Origin of the sequence: Streptomyces sp. Ru73 (genome assembly GCF_002920575.1) — a bacterium.
GTDB lineage: Bacteria > Actinomycetota > Actinomycetes > Streptomycetales > Streptomycetaceae > Streptomyces.
Genome location: NZ_PQSQ01000086.1, coordinates 1 through 20,125 on the forward strand (window position 1 = coordinate 1; position 20,125 = coordinate 20,125).

Below are 20,125 nucleotides of genomic sequence, written 5' to 3' on the forward strand. Positions count from 1 at the left end.
GGGCCGAGGCGGCATCCCGGGGACTGCCGTCGGAGGAGGTGGAGGAGTGGATACGCGTCGCCCGTCCGGCGGTGTACTTGGCGGAGGGCGGTAACGGCCCCCTCGTGGCCCGGGTCGGCGGCGACCCCCTGCTGCCGCACGGCGTGCCGAGGCCGTCCGACCCCTTCGTGGCCTCCGTCGACCTCGCGGCTCTCCCGCCGGGCGCCGCCGGCCTTCCGCTCCCCGCCGACGGCCACCTGCTCCTCTTCTCCGGCACCGATGTGCACGGCATCGGAGGACAGGTGTCCGACGCGGTGCTGTACGTCCCCGCCGGGACCCCGACACCACCGAGCCCCCTCGAACACAGCCGGCGCGAGCCGTACCGGCCGCGTGAGCTCCGCACGGTCTGGCACCAGCCGAGCGCGCCGATGCCGGAGAGCTTCGCCCTCGACAGATGGGGCGACTTCCCCGAGGACGAGCAGTTCGAACTCGCCGACGAACTCGCCGACGCCTGGGCGGACGGGGGCGGCTACCGCCCTTCCTGGGCCCTGCAGATCGGCGGCCATCCGGTCTCGCCCCAGAACGACCCCGTCCACTACGCCCGCGGTCCCGAGGACGCCGGCCCCTCCGAGCAGAGCGGTGCGGCCCACGGAGAGGGCCCCGACGACTGGGCGCTCCTGGCCACCTGGAGGTGCGGCGACGACGTCACGGAACTGGACTCCGGCGTCGCCCATTGGGTGATCCGCCGCCGGGACGTGGCGGCCCGGCGCTTCGACCGGGTCCACCGCTACGTCGAAATGGCCTGAACCGCGCGGGCCGGGGCGTCGACTCCCCGGCGCTCATCGGCGCCCCTCCCCGCCTTGCCCACCCGGTCCGTGTCGTCACCGTGCCGATCGCTCCCACCGTGACGATCGATCTGCCCGGAACCCATTGCCGTCCCCGGGCCCGACCCGGTCTGCCCGTGGGAGGTATGGGGATACAGCCGTAGGCCCGTGGCGCGTTCCCCACGTCCTGATGCGCGGCGCCGGGTCTTCCCGGGCAGCGGCCACGACCGCAGGGAGGCGGGCGTTCCTCGGCCACCGGAGCGCGGGGCCGGTCCGGCGCCGGGAACGGTCCGGCGCCGGGAACGCGGGGCTCGCCCGCCGCGTCCCGTGGCCCGGGCGGACGGCTCAGCGCAGCAGCAGGTCGCGGATCGCCTTCGTGATCTCGTCGGGCGCCTCCTCGGCCATGAAGTGCCCCGCGCCGGTCAGCCGGTGGTCCAGGTCCGGCGCCCACGCGTGCCAGACCGCGGCGGCGTCGTAGCCCAGTTGCGCGCCCCAGTCCTGCTGGACGACCGTCACGGGCATGGCCAGCTGGGAACCGGCGTCCTGGTCCGCCTGGTCGTGTGTGATGTCGATGCCCGCCGAGGCCCGGTAGTCCGCGACGATCGACGGCACGGCCGCGGCGCTCGCCCGCAGGTACGCGGCCCGGACCGGTTCCGGCATGGCGGCCGGGTCCCTGGCCCAGGCGTCGAGGAAGGAGCCGAAGTAGGCGTCGGCGCTGTTGGCGATCATCGTCTCCGGCAGCCCCGGCGGCTGCGCCATGAGGAACAGGTGGTAGCCGACCGCCGCCGTAACACCGTGCAGGACGTTCCACGTGTCCAGGGTCGGCACGACGTCGAGGATGCCCAGGTGCGTGAGGGTCTCGGGATGGTCCAGTCCCGCCCGGAAGGCGACCAGGGCGCCCCGGTCGTGGCCGACCAGGGCGAAGCGCTCATGCCCGAGCGCCGCCGCCAGGGCGACGACATCGGCGGCCATGGTGCGCTTGGCGTACACCTCTGGGCCGGTGGCCACCGGCTTGTCGCTCGCACCGTAGCCGCGCAGGTCGGGACAGATCACCGTGTGCTCGCCGGCGAGCCGCTCGGCGACGTGCCGCCACATCAGGTGGGTCTGCGGAAAGCCGTGCAGCAACACGACCGGGCTGCCGCTGCCGCCGACGGCGGCGGCCAGCTCCACTCCGTCGGCGCCGGGCAGACGGACGTGGTCGAAACCGGGAATGGCGGGCGTCATGAAGGGCCCCTTCCTGGGGTCGGGGACCGGCGAAAGCCTTGGTCCGGGGACTGACGGGATCAGCGTGGACGACAGCGATCAGCAGCCGATCAGTACGCTTCGACGCAGCCGACCCGCGGCACGGAAGATGGAGGGCATGCGAATCGACGTACTCGGTGCCGTGCGGGCCCTCCGTGACGACGGCACCCCGGTCGGCCTGGGCGGCCCCCGCCACCGTGAGGTGCTCGCCCGGCTCGTCGCCGCCGGGGGACGGATGGTCCCCACCGACACCCTCGTGGACGACCTGTGGGCCGAGCCGCCGGTGCGGGCCGTGGGTGCGTTGCGTACGTTCGTCGCCGCGCTGCGCCGCGCCATCGAACCCGGCCGGCCGCCCCGCACCCCGCCGCGCGTCCTCGTCACGGAAGGCCCCGGCTACGCGTTGCGCCTGCCGCGCGACACCGTGGACGTCCACCGGTTCGAGGACGCCCTGGCCCGCGCCCGGCGTACACCCGATGCGCTGACCGACCTCGATGCGGCCCTCGCGGCCTGGCGCGGCCCCGCCTACGCCGACGTGACCGGCTCCGCGTGGGCCCAGCGCGAACGGACCCGGCTGGAGGAGCTGAGGCTGGAGGGGGTGGAACTGCGCGCCGGTCTCCTCCTCGACTCCGGCTCAGGAGCGGAGCTGGTCGCCGAGCTGGGCGCCCACGTCGCCGAACACCCCTGGCGTGAGCCGGCCTGGGGGCTGCTGGCCCGCGCACTGCACCGCGCGGGCCGTCAGGCGGACGCGCTGGCCACCCTGCGCCGCGCCCACACGATGCTGGTGGACCAGCTCGGGCTCGACCCGGGTACCGGCCTCCGGCGCCTGGAGACGGACATCCTCCGCGGAGCCACGACGCTCCAGCCCCCGCGGACCGTGTGGACGGCCGGCGTACGACTCGGCCCGCGCACCACCGTGGAACTGGCGCGCACCCTGGCCCTGGCGGGCGGTGACGCCCTCGTCCACTCGCGGCGCGACCGCCTCGCCGCCGTCCAGGCGGCCGAGCGCACCGGAGACATCGCCCTGACCGCCCGCGTCATCGGCGCCTACGACGTGCCCGCCCTCTGGAGCCGGGCCGACGATCCCGAGCAGTCCCGCGCCGTCGTCGCGGCGGCCGAGCGTACCCTCACCGCCCTCGGCGCCGACAGCCCCGCCGAACTGCGCGCCCGCCTGCTGGCCACCGTCGCCGTCGAAAGCCGCAGCGCCGGTCTTTCCGCCGTCGAACGAAGGCGCGCCGGGCGGGCGGCGCGCGAGGCCGAGGCGCTGGCCCGGGAGCTGGGCGATCCCGCTCTGCTGGCGTTCGCCCTCAACGGCGTGTTCCTGCAGTCCTTCACCCGGCCCGGGCTCGCGACGGCACGGGACGTGATCGGGACCGAGATCCTCGACCTGGCCACCCGGCACGAGCTGCCGGACTTCGTCGTGCTCGGCCGGCTCATCCGCCTGCAATCCGCCTCCGCTCTCGGCGACCTCGGCGCCGCCACCGCACACGCCGAGGCAGCCGAGCAGTTCGCCGTCAGCACCGAGGCCCTGCTCGTCCCCGTCCTCACCGACTGGTTCCGGGCCCGGGCCACGGCCGCTCGCAGTGCCGAACCGGGCGGGCCGACCGCCGCCACGGCCGCGGCGCACTACCGCGCCGCCGAAGACGCCCTCGCCGAAACAGCGGGCATGCCGGGGCTGCACCGGGGCCTGTTCGCCCTCGCCCTCCTGGGCCTGCGTCTCCTGCACGACCGCCCCGCGCCCACCGATCCCGCCCTCGACTGGGGCCCCTACCGCCCCTGGACGCAGCCCTTGGTACTGCTCGCCCGCAACCGGACCGAAGAGGCCCGTACCGCCCTGACCACGGCGCCCGAACCACCCCTTGATCACATGCAGGAGGCGCTCTGGTGCCTGACCGCCCATGCCGCCGCCCGCCTCGGCGAGCGCCCGGTCGCCGCCCGCGCGGCAATGGCCCTGCGCGCCGCCCGCACCGAACACGCCGGCGGCGCGAGCGGAATGCTGACGCTGGGGCCGGTGGCGCGGTACCTGGCGGAGGCGGAGGCATGCGCCGACAACAGATGACCGACACCGCCCGGGGCCCCGCTTGCCGGGTGCTCGGCGGTGAACTGCGGCTCCCCCACCTGCCCGTACCACCCGACCGGACAAACGGGCCCTGCGGACCGGCCCGGCCACATCCGCCGAAGTGAGGCCATCCGCCGCTCCGGTCGATGCCCAGCTGAGGACGGCGCGCTCCGTACGCCGACTCGGCCTCCTGGACCGCCAGGGCAGCCACTGTCCGGCCGGCGCGGCGGACACTGACCCCGGCAACGCACCCGGCCAGGCAGCGCTCGCGGCGCGGCTCCGGGAGGAACGGCCGAAGCCCGACACCCTGATGAGCAACGCCGCCGACGCCACCCACCTCCCGATCGAGGCATGGACCGAGGAGGCCGTCGACACGCTCCTCGCGATCAACCTCAAATCACCGCCCCTCCGATCGGGGACCTGCGGCCGCTCCTCTCCCAGCAGCCCTCGGTCCTCCTCCTCGGCTCGGTATCCGCGTACATCGGACACGAGAACGCGACGGTCTACGACGCGGCCACGGCGGGCCTGCTCTCCTGCACACATGAGCTGACCCACCCGCGTACCCCACTACGCCGGTGACAACAAGCCTGCCCGTATGACAACTACCCTCTGTTCAGACTCATTAGAACGACACGTCGATGTAGTCGATGTCGGTGAATTCCACTTCGAGGTCATTAGCCCGGCGGCCGCCGTCCTTGAAATAGATCTCCTGCAAGCCCTCGGCGACGATGCCGCGCAGCTGCTGGTCGCTCGCGCCCTGTTGCTGGGCGTCGAAGAGGCGGGCGGCGTAGGCCGGCGGGAGGTGGACGGTCAGCCGGCGGACCCGGCCGTCGTCAGTGGTGCCGATGGGCGCGGTGTAGCCGAAGCGGGCGCGGGTTTCGATGGTGATGCCGGCGGTGGTGGCGGCCTGCTTGCGGCGGCGCTGCCGGACCCGCGGCTGCCACACCTTCGGCACCTCGCGGCGCAGCGCCTCTGCGAGGCGCTTCTGCGGCGTCTTGCGCTGCCCGGCCAGGTAGCGCTCCACCGTGCGCTGGGAGACACCCAAACGGGCCGCCACGGCCCGGGTGGAGCCCTTCTCCGCCCGGACCAGCAGCCGGATCTGGGCGAGCGGTGTTTTCGGCGGCTGGCGGGTGAAGGCCTCCTGGTCGGCGCGCTCCAGGGCGTCCTCGATGTCCCCCACGGGCTACTCCCCTTCGTCCAGGACGGCGTCGCCGCCCTTGATGTGGCGGGCCGGGTTGTAGCCCTGCTCCATCAGGTCCACCGCCCACGCCATGGTCTGCACGCCTTCGACCTTGGCCAGGCCGGGCGTGGGGCCGAGGCGGAAGGAGCCGGGGTACGGCTTGCCGTCGGTGTCACGCGGCAGGAAGTCCAGCGGGCTCGGGCCGGGGCTGGGGTAGACCACGCAGTCCGACAGCACTGCGAGCGGGTACAGGCCGGTGGCTTCGGCGGTCTTGCGCATCTTGCGGTGCATGTTCACCCGCGCCTTGGAGATCACCGCGGCGCGGATGTCGGGGCGCCAGGTGGGCCGTTCCAGGGCGGGCCAGCGCTCCCCGTCGCGGTAGTGACGGCCCTGCGGGCGCTCGCGCAGCTTGCCGATGCCGCCCTTGACCGTGGCCTTGATGGCCGCAAGCACCGCTGCCAGGCCCGGGTCGGTCTGCTTGTGGTGCTCCATGGCGGCGAGGAACGCTTCGGCGTCCAGGTCGCCTGTGACACCGAGGTCGGCGAGGGTGTCGACGTAGGCGGTCTTCAGGCGGTCGTGCCAGGGGTCCAGGTACGGGCCGGTCTCCCGCCGCAGGTAGGCCTCGATGGGGGTGACGTCGTAGCCGAGTTCGGCCGCGTAGGCGACGGTCGGGGTGGCGTACCAGGCCGGGCCGTCGGGCCGGCGGCCGGACGGCGTGAACGGGCTGGGCAGGCGCGGGTCCAGCTCGATGTGGGAAAGGTCCACGTACCAGCTGCCGGGGATCTTCTTGTCGAACGCCGGCCGGTCGGCGTGGACGGGTTCGCCCAGGCCGACGCTCAGGCGGGCCGCGGCGGCGAGGAAGGCGGTGTTGATGTCCAGGCCCACCGCGTGCGGCAGCAGGCACTCCTCATCCGAGAGCAGCGGTACGTCGCGGACCCACTGGTACGCCTCCTCGTCCAGGAAGCCACCGGTCCAGCCCTGAGCGACCGGGTGTTCGGTGGTGGCCTCCGGCGGCGCCGGGTCGACCGGGGCGGTCAGCGCGCCGGGGTTCGGACCGGACACCCAGGCGCCGGTCGCGGTGTCCTTCACCGGGCGGGTCGGCGGGCGCAGCGCCGTCATCAGCTCCAGGCCGGAGACGGCGGTGGAGCCGCGCGGGGTGAGCACGCGGGTGGCGTAGGTGCCGAGCACGCGGGCGAGTTCGGCCGGCGGCAGGTCGTCGGCGCCGGGCCAGGCGCGGGTATCCAGGGCGTCCCAGGACAGCATGGCCAGCTGCACGCACTGGCGCTGGCCGGCCTGCGCGGGGCGGTAGATGCGGGGCCACGGGCCGAAGCCGCGCTGGGTCAGCTTCCACTTCGCGCGGGTGAGCTGCTTGACCACGGGGTGGTCCTCGGGCAGGCGCAGCGAGCGGCGGGCTTCGGGGCCTTCCAGGCGCTCGGGCAGACCGAGGCGGACGGCGGCCGATGCGGTCAGCGCGATCAGTGGGTCGGCGTCCTTGCCGTGGCGGTGCAGCCGCGGCGCACCGAGCCCGGACTCCTTCAGCGTCCATTCCACCAGGGCCGGCACGGTCTTGGCCGGGCACTCCAGCATCAGGCCGTCGGCGCAGTAGGCGGTGCCGTCGCCGTCCAGGACCGCCAGCGGACCGTGCGGGAAGCGCGGATCGGCGGCCGCGGCCGGGGCGGGCTTCTTCGGCGCCGCCTTCTTCGCGGCCGGCCGCCGCGACGACGGTGTCCTGGCCGTGCTGGTGGCCGTGTTGTTCTCCGGACGGGCGACGGCGGCGGCGTTTGTCGGAGTGGGGGCGGGTGCCGGTGGTTCGGGCCGGGTTGTCGGCTGGGGGGCGGGGGGCGTGGCGGGGGCGGGGTAGCGCTGGGCGAGGCCGTCGAGGAGTCTGCGGTAGGCCTCCAGTCGTTCGGCTTTGGGTTCGGCGCGGCCTGCTTCCCAGGCCTGGACGCTGTGTACGCGTGCGCCGAGGGCCTGGGCGACGGCGGCCTGGGTGAGCCCGGCGGCCTCCCGCAGCCGGACCCGTTCGGGCGGGGCGGGCAGCACGGTGCCCTCGTCGACGGCGGCCAGGAGAGAGTCGATGGCGGAGAAGAGTTCCTCGGGCTGGTGGTTCATCGGTACTCCCCTACTCCTACCGGACACCTTGGCGGATCTCTTCGAGCCGGGTCATCAGCCGTTGGTAGCGCTGCGAGGCCGCCTGGGAGGATTTCATGCCCTGGTACTGGGCGATCTGCCGCCAGTCCAGGCCGCGACGCCGGGCTTCGATGATTACCTGGGTCTCCAGCCGGTCCAGCTGACTGCGCATGTCCTCGAACAGGCTGAGCGCCGCACCGAGATCATCCGGAGTCACATCGGGAGCCGGCCCGCCGCCGGGCTGGTGGCCAACGGCCGTGAGCAGCCGGTGGAGCAGGGCGGCGTCGTGCTCCAGGCGGCGCGCCTCGGTCTCCTGAAGGGCAGGGTCGCCGGCCAGTGCGGACAGTCGTTCGCGGGCCCCGTCCCGAGCATCACGTGCCATGCGGCCACCTTATGACATCGAACAATGCAACAACAAGTTGTTGTTTCATTGTTCGACGACAAGCTGTTGAGGGCCGGCCGTGCGGGGTGCAGCGTGGCGGACGAGTCAGCGGATGGGCGCAACGCCGTCGCGGCGTACGGCGCCGTAGCGCGGCCGGATTCCGGCCGGAAGGTGTCCCTGGTGTTCTCGTCCCGGTTAGGCGGCGAATTCCTTCTCATGGACTACCGCGTCATCGGTTCACCGTGTGATCACGCTCCGGCCGGGCCGTGGCCCATGCTGCGTTCACGTCAAGGACACCCCCAAGTCCGAGACTCGCCGCGGAATTTGTCCACCCCCCACGCCGAGGAGCGTTCGCATGTACAGACGACTGAGCACCCGCCGGTCCGTCAGGCCGATCACCTTGTTAGTCGGGGTGGTCCTCACCACCCTCACGGCGGCCGTACCCGCCGAGGCCGGCAGCCGGAGTACCGGCGCCCTGCCCGCGGTGAGCCCGCGGGCCGAGACGCCCGCGCTGTACGACGACGAGGCGGGCGGAGACGCCGACGCGGACGACCCGGCGATCTGGCGGAACGCCGCCGACCCCGGCCGCAGCCTGGTGATCGCCACGGCCAAGCAGGGCGGGCTCCGGGTCTACGACCTCGAAGCCCGGCCCGTGCAATCCCTGCCGGCACCGCCCGCGCCGAGGCCCGACGACGCCCCGGGCCGCTTCAACAACGTGGACCTCGTGCCCGGCCTGCGCCTGTCGTCCGGCCGGGCCGACCTGGCGGTGGCCAGCGACCGCGGCCGCGACACACTGCGGATCTACCGCATCGACCGCGACCGGCAAGGCGGCCCGCTCACCGACGTCACCGCCCCCGACGTGCCGCACGTGTTCTCCGCCGACCAGGACGAGATCAACGAGCAGCAGACCGCTTACGGCCTCACCACCTGGACCGACACAGCCACCGGGCGGTCCTACGCGCTGGTCAGCCGACGCAACCGCACCACGCTCGCCCTGCTCGAACTGACCGCGGCGCCCGGCGGCAAGGTCGGGTACCACAAGGTGCGCACCCTGGACCTGCCGTCCACCTTCCGGCTCCCCAACGGCAGTTCATGGACGCCCTGTGCCGAGCCCGGCGAGCTGCCCCAGGTCGAGGGCATGGCGGTCGACCCGGCCACCGGCACCCTCTATGCCGGCCAGGAGGACGTCGGGACCTGGCGGATGCGGGCCGATCTCACCGGCTCGCCCCACCTCGTCGACAAGGTGCGCGAGTACGGCATCCCCGGTGAGTACGACAAGGGGACCGAGGAGTGCGTCCTGGGCGCCGACCCCGGTTACGGCGGCACCCGGCTCACGGCCGACGTCGAGGGGCTGACGCTGCTCACCCAGGACGACGGTGACGGCTACCTGCTCGCTTCCAGCCAGGGCGACAACACCTTCGCCGCCTACGACCGCGAGCTGAGCGACGACAACGAGTACGAGGGCGGATTCCGCGTCACCGCCGCCTCGGCGAGCCTCGACGGCTCCGAGGAGTGCGACGGCGCCGCCGTACTCAACGCCCCTCTGGGCAAGAGGTACCCGCACGGCCTGCTCGTCGTCCAGGACGGCCACGACGCGCCGGCGGATGCCGACCGCAAGGCCACCGATTTCAAGTTCGTGGATCTCGCCGACGTCATGACAGCGCTCGACGACTGACGCACGGACCCACGCACCACGCCGGGCGGGGAGGCAGGCCCGCCCCGCCCGGCCGAGGCGGGACACTCTGGGCTCCGGCCGCACGCAAGCACCCCGGCGGCCCGTCTGCGCGCAACTGCGTTCACACTCGCCCTGGGCTGAGCGGCAGGACAAGGGAGCCCCTCCCCCGGCCCCCGTGCCTGCCCCATTCGGCGCGCTCCGGTGGAGAGCGCCTGCGGTATGCGCGAAGGCAGCCGGCCCGACGGCCTTCGCCCGGGAAGTGGAAGGGGGGGCAGCGCGTGCGCGGCAGGGTCATGCGGGCGTGGAGCAGGGTGGCGCGGGTGAGTTCGGTGCCTGTGCTGTGTTCCTCGTTGAACAGAGTGGTCAGGCCCGTGGGCGCATTCCAGTGCTCGTGCAGGTCGACGGCGGCGCCGAGGTTGTTCAGGAGCTGATCGACAATGGCCGCGGCCTCGCCGGCCCGGTCGCCCCAGCCGTCGCCCCACCACAGGTGCTCGGTCGGCGTGCACGGCGCGGGGTGGACATGGCCATCGCTGCCGGCCTGCCGCTGCCGCCCGGTTCCGCCTCGCCTGCCCAGTGGGTCGACGGTGAGCGGGGCACCCGCGAGCGGTGGCGCTCGCTGGTCACCGCGCGGCACGCACACCTCCGCACTCTGCAGTAGCACTGCTCGTCACATGAGCCTCATCTGCCACAGCAAGCGCAAATTGCAACAGCTACGCGCAGCGCCGAAAAGGCCGTTGCGCCGCGACGAGTATCGAGCACGACGAGGGCGGCGTCGGCACTATGGTCTTCGACGCCGGAGCGTGGGCAACAGCTCGCACACCGCAGTCGCCCAGGTCAGCCGACGACTCCTGCACGAGCTTCCCGGCAAAAAGTTTGTCAATTAGCCGCACGAATACAGGCGTTCAGAGTTGGCGGTTCATCTGGAATCCGACCCTCCTGTGTGACATTGGCGACTCCCCTGGAGGGAACTGGTACTCCGTTCCGCACGCATCGGCGGGGGTTGCTGCAGCTAAGAGTGCCATCCCTGCCCGTAGTTGAGGATCCGTGCATAAGGCAGACACCCGAAGGGGTACGCAGTGCCGCACCCCCTGTGCTGCGAGGCGGAGTTGGTGACACCACGGATAACGCAGCGTGGGGGTACTCTGCTCTGCAATCAGTCACCCCTGGGGCTCGCGAACACTCGTGCCTCCCCGGGAGCCCACGAAGGTTGTGGGCCCACCCACCGGCCTGCGAAATCCGCAGGTCGCACGGAGAGGGGGTGATGGATCCCGATGGCCGAGCAAGTAGACGAGCCGGAGGGGCACTGCCGCTGCTGCAGCAAGCGGGTGCCGCCGCACAGAAAGGCGGTCCGCTGGCTGGGGCCGGTGCTCTACGTGATCTACAAGATCGCGTGGGACCACTGGTCGCTGTAACGCGAAGAGCCCCGACCTAACGGTCGGGGCCGCGCTGCAGACGGAAGTGCTGAGGGAGGGCCTCACCAGGACGCTTGGCCGGCTTCGGGTGGGGCCTTCCGCATTTCCCGAATGCGGTTACCGCCGCGTACGCAAGGCGAAAGCCGTCATTGTGGCGACGATCACACTCGGTTCCGGCGATGCCCCCATCTTGCCTTGCGGTGCTGTAGTTGTGCACCGTCTGGCCACATGTTGATCTGCCCCCTTCGGCCCGGCTTATGCGGCAACACCCCAGGTTGACCGCCCTTTGATCTCCCCAGGGTGACACACTTCACAACCCCAAAGGGTGACCGGAAGCACACCCGCGCGGCCGAATTTGGGGGGATTTGCTGGTGAAGACTGCGTGCAAACGGACAGAACCGACCGCACGCAGAGGCGCGCGGGCACTGTACCCGCTCCCACTGACAATCGCCGTTCACCGCCCACGGCGCTCCGGCCGGTGCGAACCGATCTTCTCAGCACGTCGGTCTCTCACGGCCGGCATGCGGCTGACTGCTCCAACAGTACGAGGCGGCACTGCCCGAGCAGACCATGGTCTCCGACTTCTCTGCCTTGGTGGCCGCCGTAGCCCGTCACCGCGTCGACCCGCCCCGCCTCGGCGGGCATTCCGATCCGGCCTGGCGCGCGGCCGCTCTCTACCAAACCCTCCTGCTGCTCAAGCCCCTGCCGGCGTACAACGTCCGCTACGCCTGCGCGATCACCTGGCCTACATGCACGCCTCCGGCCAAGGCATCGATCCGCCCTACGGCGAGCCCGTCACCCTTGCCCAGGTGCTGCTCGCCGGAGCCTGCGATGTCTTCACCGCGGCCGACCGGCTCCGGGCCTGGCCGCCCTGACACCTGCGGCCGCCTCCAGCAGGGACCAGCCATCGAACTCCGCCGTCCGCCGTTCTCCGGGCTGCCAGCCACGGGCCGCGGCCGCCTCCAGCAGCGCGCGGACCGCGCCGGGTTCGTGCAAGTTCAGCGAGGGGCCCTTCACGTATCCCACGTCTCCGGAGCCCAGCGGGGCCCCGCCCGGGACATACCGGCCCGGGCCCTCGATGAAGACGATGCGCAGCGCGCCACCGGTCTTCTTCGGCTGCGGGTACAGCGTAAGGATCTGGCGGCACCCCGCGGGCCCGCCAATGCCCGGCACGACATGGCGGTGGCGGACGGTCCAGAGGTACGCATATCCCGCGGCGATCAAACGGCGGGGCTTCTTCGGCTTGCGGGGCACGAGAACGACAGTACTGGCTGCCCGCCGGCCCCGGACCAGAGCCAAGGGGTCAGCGTGGCCCCAGCCACCCCAGCTGCACACCCGCGGGTGATGCGGCAGTTGTTCAAGCTCCTCGCGCGGCACAGCGCACGCGGCGGCCGCTGCCGCGTGCTCGGCCACACCGCTCCAGGCGTCCACGTCGGTACGGGCCGTGTCAGCCGTCGAGAACGACCAGGCCGAGGCCGAACGCAGCCTGCTGACGGCCGCTGCCACGTCGTTGTCCGCGGTGGCGATCCGGTCGCCGTCGTCGCTGGCGCGGTTCTCGGTCACCGCGTAGGTGCCGTTGCTCTTCCTCTTCAGTGGTCAGGGGAACGCGCTGCCCAAAGGCTCCGTCTCCCGGCAAGAACCTTCAGGAATCGTCGCAGGTCAGCGCGGTCTACTCCGTTGGCGGGCTTCGCCATTGAGGCACTCGCCCCACATCCGGCACAGCAGACGTCACGTCTTCACTGCGACGAGCCGTGCTGACAGGGTGAAGCCATGAATGCAGGCATGAAGCAGGGACAGTGCCCGGACTGCGGATCGGCCGAGGTCTTCCCCATCGAGGTCAATCGACACCAAGGCGGCTCGATCTTCGTCAGACTCAGGGACACCTACTCCCTCAAGCGCATCGAGCTCATCACGCTCGCCTGCGGTGACTGCGGGCTCATACGCCAGTACGCAGCCGAGGACACGAAGACCCGCAACCACTTGCGGCGGGCCTTCATCCGCCCGCCAGAAGGGCCCCGATAACCCGTTTCACCGTCCCATTGGCCCGAGCCGCGTTTCCCGGGGGGGGCGGCGAGGCTGCGACCGTCGGCGTGTGTCTGGCACTGGGCCGGATCACCAGCTTGTCCTCATCGACCGGGTGCTGGTCATTCTGGTCTCCTGCAGCTGCGGCTCATCCCGTTGGGGCAGCTTGGGCGGGATCCCACCCGGCGAGCTCCATCAAGGCCCGGCCTGGCCCAGCAGTACGAGCCCCAACAGGTCGACGAGGGCGAGCGTCATCAGGGCCGTGTCCCGGCGCGGGTGGGCGGCAGCAGCGTGCGGGCCGGGGTCATTCCCAACCGCTGACCGGGTCCAGCTCCTCGCCGTCGTCTTCGTCGTCCTCGTCGAAGGGGTTGGCGAAGATCGACGGCAGCGTTTCTCCGACTGGGTTGCCGACCTCGTCCTCAGTGAGGAGGATCCGGCGGAGCATGTTCAGCGGGTACAGGTAGCTTTCCGGGTCGTCGGGGGCGCCGACGCAGGGGTGATCGAGCGCGGAGGTCTCCCCGGCCGCGTTGAAGAACGGCTCAAGCTCCCCGCTGACGATGTCGGGGATGTACTTCCACACCATCTTTCGGTGGCGGCAGAACACCTCCCCCACGTACCAGATCGCGCCCTGAATGAAGGGCGTCATGCGCTGGTCGGTGAGCTCCTCCATGCTGTTCGCGGTTTCCCGGATCAGGTCGTCCAGAATCCGCAGGGAGGCCGGGGTGAAGTCCAGCACGCCGGCGAAGGTGGTCTGTTCGGCCCACCTTTCGTGGGCGTCCCGGCGCTCGCCCATCCACCTGAGCAGGTCGGGGTGCCGGGTCGGGTCGTAGGTCTCGTCAGGTCCAGTCATACCGCCGACGGTAGTAGATTCCGCTGACGCCGCCACTGCAGTGCTGACACGTCACGCCCGCCCCGCTCAACAAACCTCTGCACGCGAGGCGTTGGCAGCCTCTATTGTGTTGGCCGGCGGCCGGCGAGGAGCTGAAACGGGGGCCCAACCCGCCGCCGCCACCGCGCCATCTGAGTCCCGTGGCCCCCACGACCAGGGACACGCATGAGAACACAGATACCCATCCGGGTCCGGCTCCGACGCCGCCTGGCTTCCTGTCTCGCGGTCGCCTCGGCGGCCGGGATGATGCTCGTCGGCCTGCCCGCCACCGCGAATGCAGCGCCCGGCGATTACGCCAAGGTCACATCCGGCGGACGGTGCGACGAAATGCACCTCGGCAAGAGGTTCTCCCGCACCCCGAACAATTCCGGAGCTCCCACCGGCCAACACCATTGGGTCAAGGGCGGTCCGGATGAGGAGTACTACTTCAACCTCGAGTTCAAGGGCTTCGAAGACGTTCCCGCGCCTACCCGCGCCGACCTGAACAGCGTCGGCAACACCGACGCTGACGTCAAGAAGTGGGATGCCGCCTACCGGGCGTCGAAGAACCCCGAGGACATGAAGCGTGCCATCTGGGCCCGCTACGCCCGCTACCTCCAGGGCAAGCCGTCCCCGAAGTCGTTCAAAAAGTGGGTGCCGCAGAACCTGATCGGCGCCCAGCACTCCCGGGAGAAGGGCGGCGTCTTCGAGCGGAAGACCGTCCAGAACTTCAACCTCGTCGGCCCGGACTGGCAGTGCGAAGTAAAGGTCGAGATCTTCGACAAGGACGGCAACAAGATCGCCTCCCGGCGTTACGACGCCTACAACCAGCGCACCGGCGATCTGGGTGAGTTCAAGGCCGACGGCAAGCGGAAGCCCGACCAGTTCAAGAACGACAAGATCATCCTTCGCCACAAGGACGCGAAATTCGACTTCACGAAGTCGAAGTTCACCATGTTCGCCGGAGAGAAGCCCAACGGGGCCACCACCAAGGAATACAAGGCGGAGAACACCAAGCTCCGCACCGAACGAGGGGCGGGCTACAACCCGATCCGGATCGCGGAGCGGCGGGCGACGGCGAAGGGGCTGTGGCCGCAGACGAAGTACACCAAGACCTACCCGGTGTTCAATCCGCGGCCGAACACCGGCACCCAGGGCCCGATCAACTCCATCGCCTACGGCTCCGGGAAGAACCCGGCGCAGGCGCGTCAGATTCAGAACCAGCACAACCAGATGAACACCCGCGGCGTCCTGGGCCGCGGCCCCGGCGGCGTCGACTTCTCCACCTTGGAACTCCAGTACGTCGGCAACCCCGTCAAGGGCAAGGCGCTGGACTACAGCATGAAGGCCGACTTCATGCCGGACGAGGACAACAATCCCGGCTGGGGCGGGCAAGCGAAGCTTGAGCTGGCCTCGGACGCCCTGTTCACGTGGCTGGCCCTCACCCCCGACAGGCAGTGGGTGAATCTGAATCCGGATCAGCCGGACAAGATCATGGACAAGGCGTTCGGGGAGACCGACACCGGACGCGTCCTCCTCGAAGCCGACATGGAGATGAAGCGCGACTTCTCCCGTGCCATGGACCCCAAGAAGTCTCCCGGCAAGGAGTTCATGAACGCCGCCCCCAAGGTTGACGGGGTGCCGTGCTGGGGGTCCGGCCGCAACTGGATCGTTCCGGGCCGGGCGAAGGTCCGCGAGCAGGACGGCGGCATCTACATCCTCGACGCCCCGCTGAAGGTCAACCATGCGGCGATGGACTTCGACACCCCCGTGCAGGGCGAGGACTGCTCGAAGAAACTCACCAAGGCGGAGAAGGAGCGCAGCCACCAGCTGATCACCCGCTACCTCGTTCCGCACGTGGAGAAGCAGATCAACACCGACAAGAAGTACGCCGACCTGCGCCGCGTCTACAAGTCCCGGGTGGCCGCCGAGTGGATCCGGCAGCAGGACGCCAAGAAGGCCACCGACTTCCGGCCCATCATCGACAGCAACAACCTCAAGCGGTGGCCGCTGCGGGGTGAGAACGCCGACTGGGACAAGCGGACCGTATGGAAGGAGATGGTGAAGTCCTTCACCGAGGGCGACTTCACCTACGAATGGCCTCTCGGCGACGGGCGCATCTACACCTTCTTCGTCGGCGGCGTCGACTTCTCCAAGGCCCCCAAGCGCAACATCACCTCCGCGGAATTCCAGCTCCAGCACCGGCGCCTGCCCCAGACCACGAAGGACAGCGTGCGGGCGCAGACCTCCGCGCGGGATGCCGATGTGACGTTCCTCGGTGGGAGCGGGGCTGTGAAGAGCGACGACGGCAAGCCCGACCCCACCCCCACGCCGACCCCCACGGACACGGGAAAGCCGACGCCGACCGACACCCCGTCGACTCCGGCGCCGGATCCCACGACCCCGGGCTCCGGTGACACCGGTAAGCCCGCTCAGCCCCCAGCGAAGGACCCGCACGGCGACCTCGCCGACACCGGCTCGGACATTCCGGTCGGCCTGATCAGCGCCATCGCCGCCGCTGCCGTCGCGGCAGGCGCAGCGCTGACGTGGTGGATGCGCCGCCGTAAGGCGGACACCAGCACCAGCTGAGCCCCCCCGTAGCGACAGCTACACAAAGAGGCCCCTCCCCTCCCTGGTCCTTGCGCTGGGGAGGGGCCTCTTCGCATGGCTCCGGACCGCCGCGGTCCGACCAGTCGTCCTCTTCGGCGATGACGTAGTCCGGATGCCCACCGCGGCCGGCGGATGGTCGAACCGGAAACAAGTGGCCGTACACGCCATGCAGGCGTGGAGGACGGCAGCGGCTTTGTGGTTACGGTCCTCGGTTGCCTCACGCGGCGCCGGCCGAGCTGCACGGGGTCAGTCGGCCACCGTCACCCGCGCGATCAACGAGGCCCGTCTCCTGCTGGCGCTGCGTGGCCTTGCTGTCTCCGCTGCGTGGCTTTGCCGTCTCCCGGCGGCCCGGTCATCGGCTGCGGACACTGGCCTGCGTCTTCGCCTACGCCGAGGACGGGGGCCAGGGCGAGGGCAAGGGCGAGGAACTCCGTATCGTCGCCACCCGGTCGTGCGCGCTCGGCACGCGCGTGGCCACCTGCGGCGGCCGCACGCCTTACCGTTCCACCGCAATCCCTGCGTGGTGCCAAACCACATCGACACCGCGCCCCAGGGACAGCAGTGGCTTCCCGAAGCCATACGGAAACGGCTCCGGCCCTCCGTCATAAAGCCATACCCCGCCGCGCCTGAGGTCTTGATCCCTGCCGAGCCTGCTGCTTGCCTGGCCGGCATGACCGACCTTGGATCCGTCACCTGGCCACCCGCCCCGATCAGGACCGACAGGCTCGTGCTCCGTGCGGCCGAGGCCCGGGACCGCGCGGCGTTCATCGAGCTACTGGCCTCGCCGGAGGTGCACACCTACCTCGGCGGCCCCCGCCCGCGGGATGAGCTCGAGCGCGAGATGCCCGAGGTGCCCGGGCGGCGGCCGGGGAGTTTCGTCGTTGCCCTCGACGGGGCGATGATCGGCCAGGTCCTGCTCAGGAGAGCAACGGAGCACCACCGCCCGGCTGCGATGGGGAAGGCCGATCTCGGCTACCTCTTCCTGCCGCGAGCGTGGGGATGCGGGTACGCCGCCGAGGCGTGCGCGGCGGCGCTCGACTGGTTCGACGTCGCCCTTCCCGGCGAGCCGGTGGTGCTCACCACCCAGACCGCCAACGCTCGCTCGATGCGCCTGGCGGCGAAGCTGGGGTTCACCGAGGTGGAGCGGTTCCGGGCCTGGGACGCCGAGCAGTGGCTCGGCCTGCGGCTTCCGGTCACGCCGGCCACCTGAGCGCGCGTTCGACAGCGCGGATCCGCAACGCCGCAGCACTGCTGGGACCTTGTCTCCCCGCGCGTTCCTCACGCAGGGGCCGCACGCCCGCTTCTCCTTTGGCTTCGTCACACCGCTCGCTCTGCCGCGGCCTTCCCGTAGCGGTGTGCCGTGTCTCTTCGCCGTGTCATCAGGTCTGCAGACAGCCCGCTCGAAGGGATCCCCGCACGTCCAGCAGAACCTCATCGTCAGGAGCGCCGCCATGGCGACAGGTGCCGGGGTCGCGTTCGTCAGCGAGCTGGAGCCTTCTGCCTCCATCGGCGGCGTGTTGAGACGCAATCGGAGATTTTCGGAGTTCGGCGGTCTGAGGATGTCGAGAACATGCCGCCGGCTCCGTCCCAGGGATATGGGCGGCCACCACCGGCCGTACGAGGAAACCGGCCGTACGAGGAAGAAGAGGAGAGACCAGCATGGCGATTCAGCGGATGGACAACGTCGGCATCGTCGTCGAGGACTTGGATGCCGCCATCGCGTTCTTCGTGGAACTCGGCATGGAGCTGGAGGGCAGGGCGGAGATTCAAGGTCCCGTCGCCGACCAGTGCACCGGGCTCGACGGCGTCCGCTGCGACATCGCAATGCTCCACACCCCGGACGGGCACAGCCGGCTCGAACTGGCGAAGTACCACAGCCCCGCGGCGGTCAGCGTCGGGCAGCGCAACCGGCCGCACAACATCCTGGGCACACACCGGGTCATGTTCGCCGTCGACGACATCGAGGACACCGTCGCCCGCCTGCGCCCGCACGGTGCCGTGCTCGTCGGCGACATCGCCCGGTACGAGGACAGCTACCTGCTCTGCTACCTCCGCGGCCCGGAAGGCATCATCGTTGGGCTGGCCGAGCAATTGCGCTGAGAGGGCGGGCGCCAGAAGCCGTGCCGCTTCCCGGCGCACACGTGCCACTGCCGGGACCACCACAGGCCGCCAGGCCCAGGCCCCGGCCCGACGCCGGCACGACGTCGGCGCGACGTCGGCGTGACATTGGCGGCGCAGTTCTGGAATCCGGGCGGCGGCGCTCCACACGCCAACGCGCCCGCCACCGGACCCGTCCAAGGCCGACCCCGCCTGAGGCGCAGGCGGCGGCTGAGCTGTTCGGCCTCCGAGGTGGGCCAGGACGTGGACGCGCTCACGGGGTGTGGCGTTCACGGCGAGCCGTGGGCCGTCGCGCGGCCGGGCGGTTCAGTGCGCGGTGAGGCCGCCATCGACCACCAGTTCCGAGCCGGTGACGAACGAGGAGTCGTCGCAGGCCAGGAAGAGGATCGCGGAGGCAACCTCATCAGCGCGGCCGGCTCGGCGCATGGGAGTGCGCTGGATGTCCGGCTGCTGGTCGCCCTGGTCGTCCAGGAGGTCCTGGATCATCGGCGTGGCGATCACCCCGGGATGCACCGAGTTGACCCGCACTCCCTGCCGGGCGTACTCCACCGCGGCGGTCTTGCTCAGCAGGCGCACGGCCCCCTTGGACGCCTGGTAGGCCGCAGCCGCGCCGCTTCCCACCAGGCCGAGTACGGACGAGGTATTGATCACCGAGGCGTTGCCGCTCGCCCGCAGAAGCGGCATGGCCGCCTTCATGCCGAGCCAGGTGCCTTTCTGGTTCACGTCGATGACACGGTCCCACGCCGCTTCCCGCGTGTCCTCGATACCGGGCCAGTCCAGGATGCCGGCGAGGTTCACCAGCACGTCCAGCGTTGTGAACCGGTCGCGTACGACGGTGATCACTTCGTCCCACTCCCCCGCGGAAGAGACATCGAGGCGGGCAGCGACCACCTCTGCGCCGCGTGCCCCGAGCCGCTGGGACAGGTCCTGCAAGGGGCCTTCGGCGACATCGGTGATCACCAGCCGGGCGCCTTCGCGGGCGAAGAGTTCGGCGGTCGCTGTGCCCAGGCCGCCGGTCGCGCCCGTGATCAGCGCGACCTTGCCGTCAAGTCGTTGTCCTGTCATGGATATGGTCCTCGGTTCTCGGTTCTCGGTTCTCGGTTCTCGTTGATGCTGACTGGCGGTTGTCGTTGATGCTGACCGGCAGACCGGCTGCCTGGCTGACCGGCAGACCGGCTGACTGCTGTGCCGGGGCTTCCTGGTCCGCCGACGGCGGCCCCCCCCCGCCCCGGGGAGCCAGGGCGGCCGCGGCCCGGCCTCCGCTACGAGGACGTCTGCTCCCGGTAGAGCACGAGGTGCTCGTGGTAGAGCACTCCGTCCCGGATGTCGCCTGTGGCGGTGAACCCGGTGTCATCGACGTAGTCCAGGTGGCTACCGGTCACCGTGTACCGGCCGGTGTACGCGCTGCGCCGCTCGCCGCGGGCCTCGTCGTACCGGCCGTCCGGCAGTAGCTCCTGGCGGATGTGGCCATCCGCGGTCACCCACGTTCCGACCACGTCGACGGGGTCGCTCTCCACGCTCCCGGCCATGACGGACTCCTCTCCTCACAGGGTGCGGTCCCTCCCGCTCCACCGAGTCTGGGCAGGTCAGCGGCGACCAACCAGGGCGCGTGCTGCCTGGGTGTGCC

17 protein-coding genes and 1 pseudogene are annotated in these 20,125 nt (G+C 70.9%); 10 read left to right on the top strand and 8 right to left on the bottom strand.

Translation table 11 applies throughout. The annotated features are described in order from the left end of the window. Nucleotides 1–785 (top strand): DUF1963 domain-containing protein (locus C3486_RS28465; protein WP_103835648.1); only part of this gene is annotated, 785 nt, incomplete at its 5' end. A 363-nt stretch (nucleotides 786–1,148) separates the two neighbouring features. Here the strand turns inward: C3486_RS28465 and C3486_RS28470 are convergent. Beyond that, a complete protein-coding gene (locus tag C3486_RS28470; RefSeq protein ID WP_103835649.1) occupies nucleotides 1,149–2,027 on the bottom strand; it encodes an alpha/beta fold hydrolase in 879 nt (292 codons plus the stop codon). Nucleotides 2,028–2,163: 136 nt separating this feature from the next. On the opposite strand from C3486_RS28470, the gene C3486_RS28475 reads away from it, so the two are divergent. Next, nucleotides 2,164–4,101 carry an AfsR/SARP family transcriptional regulator gene (locus C3486_RS28475; protein WP_103835671.1) on the top strand — a complete coding sequence of 646 codons (1,938 nt, stop codon included), beginning with the start codon at nucleotides 2,164–2,166 and terminating at the stop codon, nucleotides 4,099–4,101. A 622-nt stretch (nucleotides 4,102–4,723) separates the two neighbouring features. On the opposite strand, the gene C3486_RS28485 is transcribed toward C3486_RS28475, so the two are convergent. The 3 genes from C3486_RS28485 to C3486_RS28495 are packed head-to-tail and all read right to left on the bottom strand — an operon-like array spanning nucleotide 4,724 to nucleotide 7,793. Beyond that, entirely contained in the window at nucleotides 4,724–5,281 is a 558-nt protein-coding gene (locus tag C3486_RS28485; protein ID WP_103835650.1) for a helix-turn-helix transcriptional regulator, read from the bottom strand. Between the two features lie 3 nt (nucleotides 5,282–5,284). Beyond that, nucleotides 5,285–7,393 carry a helix-turn-helix transcriptional regulator gene (locus tag C3486_RS28490; protein ID WP_103835651.1) on the bottom strand — a complete coding sequence of 703 codons (2,109 nt, stop codon included), beginning with the start codon at nucleotides 7,391–7,393 and terminating at the stop codon, nucleotides 5,285–5,287. Between the two features lie 16 nt (nucleotides 7,394–7,409). Next, a complete protein-coding gene (locus tag C3486_RS28495) occupies nucleotides 7,410–7,793 on the bottom strand; it encodes a hypothetical protein (RefSeq protein WP_103835652.1) in 384 nt (127 codons plus the stop codon). A gap of 355 nt (nucleotides 7,794–8,148) precedes the next feature. Here C3486_RS28495 and C3486_RS28500 point away from each other — a divergent pair, with 355 nt between their 5' ends. The 4 genes and pseudogenes from C3486_RS28500 to C3486_RS38295 all read left to right on the top strand — a co-directional run bounded on the left by C3486_RS28500 (nucleotide 8,149) and on the right by C3486_RS38295 (nucleotide 11,755). Continuing rightward, nucleotides 8,149–9,468 carry a phytase gene (locus C3486_RS28500; protein WP_103835653.1) on the top strand — a complete coding sequence of 440 codons (1,320 nt, stop codon included), beginning with the start codon at nucleotides 8,149–8,151 and terminating at the stop codon, nucleotides 9,466–9,468. Nucleotides 9,469–9,988: 520 nt separating this feature from the next. Further along, complete coding sequence (locus tag C3486_RS37530) at nucleotides 9,989–10,126, top strand: hypothetical protein (protein ID WP_181138735.1); 138 nt, start codon at nucleotides 9,989–9,991, stop codon at nucleotides 10,124–10,126. A 613-nt stretch (nucleotides 10,127–10,739) separates the two neighbouring features. Next, nucleotides 10,740–10,880, top strand: a complete 141-nt coding sequence (locus tag C3486_RS37535) for a hypothetical protein (protein ID WP_181138736.1) — start codon at nucleotides 10,740–10,742, stop codon at nucleotides 10,878–10,880. 570 nt (nucleotides 10,881–11,450) lie between these two features. Next, nucleotides 11,451–11,755 (top strand): annotated as a pseudogene (locus C3486_RS38295) (toxin Doc). Here C3486_RS38295 and C3486_RS38625 read toward each other — a convergent pair. Continuing rightward, nucleotides 11,718–12,443 (bottom strand): hypothetical protein, encoded by a 726-nt coding sequence (locus tag C3486_RS38625; protein ID WP_308461272.1) that lies wholly within the window; start codon nucleotides 12,441–12,443, stop codon nucleotides 11,718–11,720. The pseudogene C3486_RS38295 and the gene C3486_RS38625 overlap by 38 nt on opposite strands. A gap of 219 nt (nucleotides 12,444–12,662) precedes the next feature. Between C3486_RS38625 and C3486_RS28520 the strand changes: the two genes are divergently transcribed. Then, nucleotides 12,663–12,902, top strand: a complete 240-nt coding sequence (locus C3486_RS28520; RefSeq protein ID WP_103835654.1) for a hypothetical protein — start codon at nucleotides 12,663–12,665, stop codon at nucleotides 12,900–12,902. A gap of 304 nt (nucleotides 12,903–13,206) precedes the next feature. On the opposite strand, the gene C3486_RS28525 is transcribed toward C3486_RS28520, so the two are convergent. Beyond that, a complete protein-coding gene (locus tag C3486_RS28525; protein ID WP_103835655.1) occupies nucleotides 13,207–13,752 on the bottom strand; it encodes a hypothetical protein in 546 nt (181 codons plus the stop codon). Nucleotides 13,753–13,956: 204 nt separating this feature from the next. Here C3486_RS28525 and C3486_RS28530 point away from each other — a divergent pair, with 204 nt between their 5' ends. The 3 genes from C3486_RS28530 (at nucleotide 13,957) to C3486_RS28540 (ending at nucleotide 18,480) form a co-directional block, all read left to right on the top strand. Next, a complete protein-coding gene (locus C3486_RS28530; RefSeq protein WP_146075078.1) occupies nucleotides 13,957–16,359 on the top strand; it encodes a hypothetical protein in 2,403 nt (800 codons plus the stop codon). A 691-nt stretch (nucleotides 16,360–17,050) separates the two neighbouring features. Continuing rightward, nucleotides 17,051–17,590, top strand: coding sequence for a GNAT family N-acetyltransferase (locus C3486_RS28535; protein WP_103835657.1), 540 nt, complete (start codon nucleotides 17,051–17,053; stop codon nucleotides 17,588–17,590). Nucleotides 17,591–18,039: 449 nt separating this feature from the next. Then, nucleotides 18,040–18,480, top strand: coding sequence for a VOC family protein (locus C3486_RS28540; protein WP_103835658.1), 441 nt, complete (start codon nucleotides 18,040–18,042; stop codon nucleotides 18,478–18,480). A 324-nt stretch (nucleotides 18,481–18,804) separates the two neighbouring features. Here C3486_RS28540 and C3486_RS28545 read toward each other — a convergent pair whose 3' ends face one another. Both C3486_RS28545 and C3486_RS28550 read right to left on the bottom strand, forming a co-directional pair. Further along, nucleotides 18,805–19,563 carry an SDR family NAD(P)-dependent oxidoreductase gene (locus C3486_RS28545; RefSeq protein WP_103835659.1) on the bottom strand — a complete coding sequence of 253 codons (759 nt, stop codon included), beginning with the start codon at nucleotides 19,561–19,563 and terminating at the stop codon, nucleotides 18,805–18,807. A gap of 197 nt (nucleotides 19,564–19,760) precedes the next feature. Next, nucleotides 19,761–20,027: an Atu4866 domain-containing protein gene (locus C3486_RS28550; RefSeq protein ID WP_103835660.1), complete on the bottom strand. Its 267-nt coding sequence runs from the start codon at nucleotides 20,025–20,027 to the stop codon at nucleotides 19,761–19,763. Nucleotides 20,028–20,125 lie beyond the last annotated feature (98 nt).